We start from the raw sequence: 9125 nt of genomic DNA, 5'->3' as shown, positions 1-9125 counted from the left end.
CGCCTATGTGCTCGAGACCGGGCAGGTGGCGATGGAGGGGCCGGCGGCGCAGTTGAAGGACGACCCGCGGGTGATCGAGGCCTACCTCGGTCTGGGCGGGAAGCATCAGGAAATGCTGGCGACCTGATGCAGTGCCGGGGGTGTCTCCGGCGTTTAGATGAAACGAAGCAGTAAAGGATAACGGCAGCAAACGCACAAGAGCGGCAAGTCAATGTCGCCGGCAATGTGAAACAGCGGACATGGTGTCCGCCATCCATCCTTAGGAGGAAACATGAAACTCAAGAAACTCGCAGTAGCCGTCTCGGTGGCATCCCTCTTCTCGCTGCCGGCCTGGGCCGACATCAACGTGGGCATCACGGTTTCTGCCACGGGTCCGGCTTCAGCTCTGGGTGCGCCGCAGAAGAACACCCTGGCCCTGCTGCCGACCACCATTGCCGGCGAGAAGGTGAACTACATCCTGCTCGACGATGCGACCGATCCGACCCAGGCTTCCAAGAACGCCAAGAAGCTGGTTGATGAAAACAAGGTCGATGTCCTGATCGGTTCGTCCACCGTGTCCAACTCGCTGGCCGTGACCGAAATCGCGGTCGAATCCAAGACCCCGCTGCTGGCCCTGGCGCCGATGAATCTGCCGCCGGAGAAAGGTCACTGGGTGTTCCGCATGCCCCAGCACAACGGCATCATGGCCGGCGCCATCGCCGAAGACATGGTTGCCAACGGCGTCAAGAGCATCGGCATGATCGGCTTTGCCGACCCCTACGGTGAGAGTTTCATGGCCGAGATGAAGAAGGCCGCCGAAGAGAAGGGGATCACCATTGCGATCACCGAGAAGTTCAACCGCGCCGATACCTCGGTGATGGGCCAGTCGGTCAAGATCGTCGCAGCCAAGCCGGATGCGGTGCTGATCGTCGCGTCGGGCACGCCGTCGGCGCTGCCCCATTCGACGCTGGTCGAGCGTGGCTTCAAGGGCCGCATCTACCAGACCCACGGCGCCATTGGCCGTGACGTGCTGCGTGTGGGCGGCAAGGCGCTGGAAGGCGGCATCTTCGTGACCGGCCCGATCATCGTTGGCGATCAACTGCCGGACAGCCATCCGCTGAAGGCCTCGATCAAGGAGTACGTCACCGCCTATGAAGGCAAGTACGGTGCGGGTTCGCTCGGCCCCCAGGGCGGTCACCTGTGGGACGCCTATGCACTGATCGCCGCCGCCGTGCCGGCCGCCAAGGCCAAGGCTCAGCCGGGCACCGCCGAGTTCCGCGCAGCGTTGCGTGATGCCATCGAAGGCAGCAAGGATGTCGTCGGTGTGCATGGTGTGTTCAACATGAGCCCGACCGACCATTTCGGCCATGACGAGCGCGCACGCGTGCTGGTCAAGGTGGAAAACGGCGCCTACAAGCTGATGACCAAGTAAGACGACTGGACGGGAAGAGGAATCCTATGGACAAGGTGATTCGTGACATCGACCGGATGTTCGCCAAGCCGGTCGTCAATGTCGAAACGCGAGAGGATGGGGCGCGTATCCTGCGATCCGGGATTCCGCTTCCCGACAGTTACGCGCGTTGTGTTGGAGAGTGGCTGGAGCAGTGGGCGGCGGAAACGCCGGATGCGTTGTTCCTGGCCGAACGCGATGCCACTGGTGAGTGGCGCAAGATGAGCTGGGGCGAAACCCGTCGCCGGGTGGTGTCGATTGCCACCTGGTTGCTGGGCCAGAACCTGTCGGCCGAGCGTCCGGTGGTGATCCTGTCGGACAACTCGATCGAGCATGCATTGCTGATGCTGGCCGCGATGCACATTGGTGTGCCGTCGTCGGCGATCTCGTCGGGCAATTCGCTGATGTCGAAGGACCACGCCAAACTGAAGGGCAATATCGAGCTGTTGCGCCCGGGTGTGATCTACGCAGACCCGGTTGAAAAGTTTGCGCCGGCCCTGGCTGCGATCCGCGAGTTGCACGATGGGGTGGTCGTGGCCGGTGGCAACAGCCAGCCGACCGAGGGCACGATTCCGTTTGCCGAGATCGAGGTAGCGGCCGACGAAGCTGCGGTGATGGCGGCCTTTGCACGCATCACGCCGGACACCATCGCCAAGTTCCTGTTTACCTCGGGCTCGGTCGGGGTGCCCAAGGCGGTGATCAACACCCATCGCATGCTGTGCTCCAATCAGCTGGCGAAGGAACTGGTCTGGCCCTTCCTGAGGGAGAATCGCCCGGTGCTGGTGGAATGGTTGCCGTGGAGCCACACCTTCGGCAGCAACCACAACCTGAACATGATCCTGCGCTGGGGTGGCACGATCTGGATCGACGATGGCAAGCCGACGCCGGCCGGCCTGGAAAAGACGGTGCGCAATCTCAAGGAGATCGCCCCCACGGTGTATTTCAACGTGCCTCGCGCCTATGACATGCTGGTGCCGCTGCTGCGCGAGGACAAGCAATTGCGTGAGACCTTCTTCAGCCGCCTGAACCTGATCTTCTACGCGGGCGCGGCACTGCCGCACCACCTGTGGGAGGCGCTGGAGGATCTGTCGGAGAAGACCACTGGCCACAAGGTGACCATGGTGTCGTCTTGGGGCTCCACCGAAACCGCGCCGATGTGCACCGATTGCCACTTCGAGGCCGAACGCCCGGGGGTGATCGGCGTGCCCATCCCCGGTACCGCGCTCAAGCTGGTGCCCTCGGCAGACAAGCTGGAAGTGCGGGTGAAGGGGCCGAACGTCTTCCCCGGATACTGGAAGCAGCCCGACATCACCGCCAAGTCCTTCGATGACGAGGGCTATTACATGATTGGCGATGCGGTCGAGTTCGTCGATGAGGCACATCCGGAGAAGGGCCTGGTGTTTGACGGCCGGGTGGGGGAGGACTTCAAGCTGCTGACCGGAACCTGGGTGCATGTCGGCTCGCTGCGCGTCGCAGGCATCGACGCGATGAAGCCGGTGGCGCAGGACATCGTGGTGACCGGCCATGATCGCGACGAGATCGGCTTCCTGGTGTTCCCCAATATTCCCGAGTGCCGCACGCTGTGCCCCGAGTTGCCGCCCGATGCGCCGCTGATCGACCTGCTGATGAACCCGGCTGTGCGTCAGCGCGTGCGCCAGGGCATGGCATTGATGAAACAGATCGGCGGCGGGTCATCGACCTACCCGTCGCGCGCACTGCTGATGGCCGAGCCGCCGTCGGTGGAGGCGGGCGAGATCACCGACAAGGGCTACATCAACCAGCGCATGGTGCTGACCCGGCGCGCCGATCTGGTTGAGTACCTGTATCAAGACGTGGTGGACAAGACGGTGATCACCGTCCACTCCGCACTCTGATCCCCAAGGAAAACGAGCATGAGCGAACAACTGGTCAAGACCTCGGTCGATGACAACATCTATACCATCACCCTGGCGCGTCCGGACAAGCGCAACGCGGTCAGCGACCGCTTGCTGGCAGCGCTGGAGGCGGCGCTGATCGCCACTCCTGAGGGCACACGGGCCATCATCCTGGCGGGTGAGGGCGATCACTTCTGCGCCGGGCTGGATCTCTCCGAGCATCAGCATCGCGAGCCGTTTGGGGTGATGCAGCATTCGCGCGGCTGGCACCGCATTTTCGACCGCATCCAGAATGGCGGCATTCCGGTCATCGCCGCCATGCAGGGCGCAGTGATCGGCGGCGGGCTGGAACTGGCGACGGCCACCCATGTGCGGGTTTCCGAGCCCAATACGATCTATCAGTTGCCGGAAGGCCGGCACGGCATCTTTGTCGGCGGTGGCGCCTCGGTTCGAGTGGCCAAGATCATTGGCCCCGGCCGCATGTGCGAAATGATGCTGACCGGTCGCATCCTGGATGCCGACGAAGGCCTGCGCCTGGGGCTGGCCCACTACCTGGTCGGCCCTGGCGAGTCGCTGGCCAAGGCTCAGCAACTGGCCCGCCGTATCGCCGAGAACGCGCCGATGGCCAACTGGGCCATGGTGTCCGCGATCTCCCGCATCGACAACATGGCGACCGACGATGGCTTCTTTGTCGAATCGCTGACTGCCGCACTGACTCAGACCAGCCCCGAAGTGGCCGAGCGCATTGGCCACTTCCTCACCCGCAAAGGCAAGGGACCCCAAAAATGAGCAACCCCTATCTCGCATCCGAAGCTGCCGCACTGACGACCTCCTACGACGACATCTGGCTGGTGGCCGGTCAGCGCACCCCGTTTGCCGACTACAACGGCGTGCTGCGCGATGTCTCGCCCACCGACCTCGGCATCTACGCTGCCCGCGCCCTGTTCGAGAAGAGCGGTATTCCGGCCTCGGCGGTGCAGGCCATCATTGCCGGCAACATGGCGCAGGCCAGCTTCGATGCCTACTTCATGCCGCGCCAGATCGGCCTGTATTCCGGCGTCAATCCCAATGTGCCGGCCGTGCTGGTGCAGCGTCTGTGCGGTACCGGCTTCGAAGCCATCCTGACTGCGGCCGACCAGATCAAGCTGGGCAAGGCCAAGGTGGCCCTGGCGGTGGGGACGGAGTCGATGTCGCGCAATCCGGTTGCGGCTTACACCCATCGTGCCGGCTTCCGCATGGGGCAGGTGGATTTTCGCGACTTCCTGTGGGAAGCGACCAAGGACACCTCGTTTGGCGGCAGCATGGGTGACACCGCGGAGAATCTGGCCAAGCGCTACGGCATCAGCCGCGAAGAAGTGGACCGGTTTGCCGAGCTGAGCTTTTCGCGCGCGGTGGCAGGCTGGGAGTCCGGTTACTTCGACGGCGAAGTCAGCGCCGTGGTCAACAGCAAGTGGGATCTGGAGGGCTACAACAGCCGCAGCCTCAAGCTGGCTGACCGTGCCGAACGCTGCGAGCGTGACGGGCATGTGCGTGCGACCTCCTTCGAAACCCTGCAGAAGTTGAAGGCGGCCTTCGGTGGGGTGCAGACCGGTGGCAACAGCTCGGCCATCGTCGATGGCGCCGCGGCGGTGCTGGTCGCCAGTGGCGACTGGGTGCGCGCCAATGGTGTCAAACCGCTGGCCCGCATCGTGGCCGGTGCAGCGGTGGCGGTGCCGCCGGAAATCATGGGCATCGGTCCGGCGCCGGCCATCCGCGCCGCGGCAAAGACGGCCGGCCTGACCGTCGGCGACCTCGCCCGCATCGAGATCAACGAAGCCTTTGGTGCGCAGTACCTGGCCTGCCAGCGCGAGCTTGGTTTCGACCCCGAGCGCGGCAATGTGCACGGTGGCGCGATCGCCATCGGTCATCCGCTGGGGGCGTCGGGCGTGCGTCTGACGACGACGGTTGCGCGCGAGCTGAAGGAAGCCGGTGCGCAGTTCGGCGTGTCGTCCGCCTGCGCTGGTGGCGGGCAGGGGGTGGCGATCGTGGTCGAGAACGTCGCTTGAACGGGAGCCGCAGATGAAATTCGACAACAATACCTTCATCGTCACGGGTGGCGCCTCCGGTCTGGGCGAGGCGACCGTGCGCGCCTTTCATGCACAGGGCGCCAGCGTGGTCATTGCCGACCTCAATGTCGAGCAGGGCGAGAAGCTGGCTGCGGAACTGGGCGAGCGCGCCGTCTTCTGCCGCACCAACGTCGCCGACGAGGCGGACGCCAAGGTCGCGGTGGACACCGCACTGAGCCGCTTCGGCGGCCTGCAGGGCCTGGTCAATTGTGCAGGCGTGGGGACCGCGGGCAAGGTGCTGCCCAAGGATGGCGTGATGCCTTTGGGCGACTTTGCGCGCTGCATCCAGATCAATCTGGTCGGCACCTTCAACATGATCCGGCTGGCCTCGGAAGCCATGAGCAAGGGCGCGCCGCAGGCCGACGGCGAACGCGGTGTCATCATCAACACTGCGTCGGTGGCTGCCTATGACGGGCAGATTGGTCAGGCCGCTTATTCGGCGTCCAAAGGCGGCATCGTGTCGATGACGCTGCCGATCGCACGCGAACTGGCACGCTTCGGCATCCGGGTGATGACCATTGCGCCTGGGCTGTTCATTACGCCGATGATGCGCGGTCTGCCGCCCGAGGTGCAGAAGTCGCTCGGCGAGGCCACACCTTTCCCGCAGCGCCTCGGTGAGCCGTCCGAGTTCGCCAAGCTCGCGGTCAGCATCGTCGACAACGTGATGCTCAATGGCGAAACCATCCGGCTTGACGGCGCTGTGCGCCTGGCGCCACGCTGAACCCTTTCAACCCGATATCGACACGACCATGGCCCGTAGCAACATCTATCGCATGCGCATCGCGTTTTCGGACTGCGACCCGGCGGAAATCGTCTTTTTCGCCAACTATTTCAAGTGGTTCGACACCTCCAGCCGCGAGTTCTTCACGGCTTGCGGCATCCCCAGCTGGCGCGAGACCAAGGCCCAGCGCGGCATCATCGGCACGCCGCTGGTGGACGTGCAGGGCAAGTTCATGAACTCGGCCACCTACGGCGAGGACATCGAGATCGAGTCCTCGGTCGAGGAGTGGCGGGGCAAGAGCTTTGTCATGCGCCACGTTGCCCGCCGCGGCGACACCGTGCTGTGCGAAGGCCGCGAAGTGCGGGTGTTTGCCATCCAGGACCCGGAGAATCCGCTGCGCATCAAGGCCGTGCCGATCCCCGAGGACATTCGCGCCGCCTGCGAATAAACCCGAACCGAAAAAAGTCACGACAGGCATCGGGACGAGGAGACATCCATCATGTTCGACTACACCGCACCGCTGCGGGACATGCAGTTCATCCTGAAGGAGCTGGCCGGGCTCGACGCGGTTGGCGCGCTGCCGGGTTGCGAGGACGCCTCGCCTGACCTGGTCGCTGCCATCCTGGAAGAGGCGGGCAAGTTCGCGGCCGGCGTGCTGGCGCCGATCAACCGCCAGGGCGACGAGCAAGGTTGCCGGCTGGAAGAGGGCAAGGTGATTGCGCCCGATGGCTGGCAGGAGGCCTACACCCAGTTCAGCGAATCGGGCTGGATCGGCCTGTCGCTGCCGACCGAATTCGGTGGCCAGGGCCTGCCCAAGCTGGTGTCCACCCCGGTGTGGGAGATGTGGTTCTCCACCAACATGGCGTTTACCATGTTGCCGCAACTCAACGTCGGCCAGGCCGAGGCCTTGCTGATTGCCGCCACCGAAGAGCAGAAGCAGACCTGGCTGCACAAGGTGGTCAGCGGCGAGTGGGCGAGCACGATGAACCTGACCGAGCCGCAGGCCGGTTCGGATCTTGCCGCCACCCGCAGCCGTGCCGAACCGGCCGCCGATGGCAGCTACCGGCTGTTTGGCCAGAAGATCTTCATCTCCTACGGCGAGCACGAACTGACGCCCAACATCGTGCATCTGGTGCTGGCCCGCCTGCCCGATGCGCCGACGGGGGTGAAGGGGCTGTCCTTGTTCATCGTACCCAAGTATCTGGTCAATGCCGACGGCAGCCTGGGCGACAGGAACGATGTGCGCTGCATCTCCATCGAGCACAAGATGGGCATCCACGGTAGTCCGACCTGCACCCTCAGCTATGGCGACAATGGCGGGGCAGTGGGCTATCTGGTGGGGCAGCCCAATCGCGGACTGGAGACGATGTTCATCATGATGAACGAGGCACGCTTCGGCGTTGGGGTGCAGGGCGCAGGGCTGGCCGAACGTGCTTACCAGTTTGCGCTCAACTACGCCCGCGACCGCGTGCAGGGTCGCGACGCCGTAACCGGCGAATCCGGCAAGCCCATCCTCCACCACCCCGACGTCAAGCGCATGCTGCTGGGCATGCGGGCGCGGGTCATGGCGATGCGTGCCTTGCTGTACACCGCTGCGGGCTGGTTCGACTTTGCCCACTACAGCGCGGACAAGGCCGTTGCCGACAAGTACCGCCGTTATGTCGACCTGTTGATGCCGGTGGCCAAGGGTTGGTGCACCGAGATCGGCAACGATGTCTGCGACGAGGCCATCCAGGTGTTCGGCGGCATGGGTTTCGTCGAGGAAACCGGCATCGCCCAGTTCTTCCGCGATGCCCGCATCATCACCATTTACGAAGGCACCACCGGCATCCAGGCCAACGACCTGATTGGCCGCAAGATCCTGCGTGAGAATGGCGCAACGCTGCGCGAACTGATTGCCGACCTCGGCGCCACCGCCATGGCGCTGCGCGAAGACGAAGCGCTTGCCGACATTGCCGATGCCTTCGCCGAAACCGTGGATGCGCTGGAAACGGCGACCGACTGGGTGCTGGCCAATGGCCAGGATCGCATCGCCGATGTGCTCGCCGGTGCGGTGCCTTTCCTGTACCTGCTGGGGACGGTGGTCGGTGGCTGGCAACTGGCGCGCGCGGCGCAGGCGGCACGCAGAAGGCTGGTCGAAGGCGAGGGCGATGCTGCTTACCATTCCAGCCTGGTGGAACTGGCCCGCTTCTATCTGGCGACGGTCGGCCCGCAGGCTGCAGCCCACGCGGCGACCGTGTGCGAGGCGGGCGGGGCCTTGACCCGCTTCGACGACAGCGCTTTTTGATGGATCGGCTGGATTCCGGTGTGCAAGCGGTGCAGCTCGATCTGCATGATGGACTGGCGCGCGCGGTTGGCAAGGAGGTCGCGGTCGGGCGCTGGCTGACGCTGGCGCAACCCGTCATCGACGGTTTTGCCGAGGTCACGGGCGACCGCCAGTGGATTCATGTGGACGTGGATCGCGCCCGCGCCGAATCACCCTTTGGCGGCACCATTGCCCACGGCTTTCTGGTGATTTCGGCCGCTGCAGCGTCGATGCTGGAAGTGGTCCGGGTCGAGGGCGCAGGCATGGCGGTGATCTACGGCCTTGACCGCGTGCGCTTCGTGTCGCCGGCACCCGCCGGATGCCGGGTGAGGGCGCGCATCAGCCTGGCACGATGGACGCCCTGGCCCGAGGGCGGGCAGGCGGACTGGAATGTGGTGGTGGAAGGTGAGAGAGGCGACAAGCCGGTTGCAGTATTCGGATTGATCGTGCGCTACATGGCGCAGAAAATGAAGTGACGATCAGCTTGCAAGTGAGAAACGACAGATGAAGATTCTGGTCCCGGTCAAACGCGTGGTGGATTACAACGTGAAGGTTCGCGTGAAGGCGGACGGTAGCGGCGTGGATATTGCCAACGTGAAGATGAGCATGAACCCGTTCGACGAGATCGCGGTGGAAGAAGCCGTGCGCCTGAAGGAAGCGGGGGTGGCCACCGAGGTGGTGGCGGTGAGCT

Annotated in this window: 10 protein-coding genes; all 10 read left to right on the top strand. The window is 64.3% G+C overall.

The window, feature by feature from the left end; genetic code table 11:
• A partial coding sequence (locus DNK49_RS22410; protein ID WP_481345655.1) for an ABC transporter ATP-binding protein C-terminal domain-containing protein occupies positions 1 to 127 on the top strand: 127 nt, incomplete at its 5' end.
• 144 nt (positions 128 to 271) lie between these two features.
• Entirely contained in the window at positions 272 to 1411 is a 1140-nt protein-coding gene (locus DNK49_RS22405) for an ABC transporter substrate-binding protein (protein WP_110530249.1), read from the top strand.
• Between the two features lie 26 nt (positions 1412 to 1437).
• A complete protein-coding gene (locus DNK49_RS22400; protein WP_110530246.1) occupies positions 1438 to 3303 on the top strand; it encodes a feruloyl-CoA synthase in 1866 nt (621 codons plus the stop codon).
• An 18-nt stretch (positions 3304 to 3321) separates the two neighbouring features.
• Positions 3322 to 4092 carry a crotonase/enoyl-CoA hydratase family protein gene (locus DNK49_RS22395; protein ID WP_110530243.1) on the top strand — a complete coding sequence of 257 codons (771 nt, stop codon included), beginning with the start codon at positions 3322 to 3324 and terminating at the stop codon, positions 4090 to 4092.
• The gene (locus DNK49_RS22390; RefSeq protein ID WP_110530240.1) at positions 4089 to 5348 is read left to right on the top strand and encodes a thiolase family protein; all 1260 of its coding nucleotides are present in this window, start codon (positions 4089 to 4091) and stop codon (positions 5346 to 5348) included. The genes DNK49_RS22395 and DNK49_RS22390 overlap by 4 nt, the downstream gene beginning before the upstream one ends.
• Positions 5349 to 5361: 13 nt before the next feature.
• Entirely contained in the window at positions 5362 to 6129 is a 768-nt protein-coding gene (locus DNK49_RS22385; protein ID WP_110530237.1) for a 3-hydroxyacyl-CoA dehydrogenase, read from the top strand.
• Entirely contained in the window at positions 6080 to 6577 is a 498-nt protein-coding gene (locus DNK49_RS22380; protein WP_243632483.1) for an acyl-CoA thioesterase, read from the top strand. Before DNK49_RS22385 ends, DNK49_RS22380 begins: the two co-directional genes overlap by 50 nt.
• Positions 6578 to 6628: 51 nt before the next feature.
• A complete protein-coding gene (locus tag DNK49_RS22375) occupies positions 6629 to 8416 on the top strand; it encodes an acyl-CoA dehydrogenase (protein WP_110530234.1) in 1788 nt (595 codons plus the stop codon).
• Entirely contained in the window at positions 8416 to 8910 is a 495-nt protein-coding gene (locus DNK49_RS22370) for a MaoC family dehydratase (protein ID WP_110530231.1), read from the top strand. The genes DNK49_RS22375 and DNK49_RS22370 overlap by 1 nt, the downstream gene beginning before the upstream one ends.
• A 28-nt stretch (positions 8911 to 8938) precedes the next feature.
• A partial coding sequence (locus tag DNK49_RS22365; RefSeq protein ID WP_424445306.1) for an electron transfer flavoprotein subunit beta/FixA family protein occupies positions 8939 to 9125 on the top strand: 187 nt, incomplete at its 3' end.

It is taken from the genome of Parazoarcus communis SWub3 = DSM 12120, assembly GCF_003226565.1.
In the GTDB taxonomy this organism is placed as follows: Bacteria; Pseudomonadota; Gammaproteobacteria; order Burkholderiales; family Rhodocyclaceae; genus Parazoarcus; species Parazoarcus communis.
The sequence above is the reverse complement of the archived record's forward strand: the minus strand, read 5'-3'. Positions and strand labels throughout refer to the sequence as shown.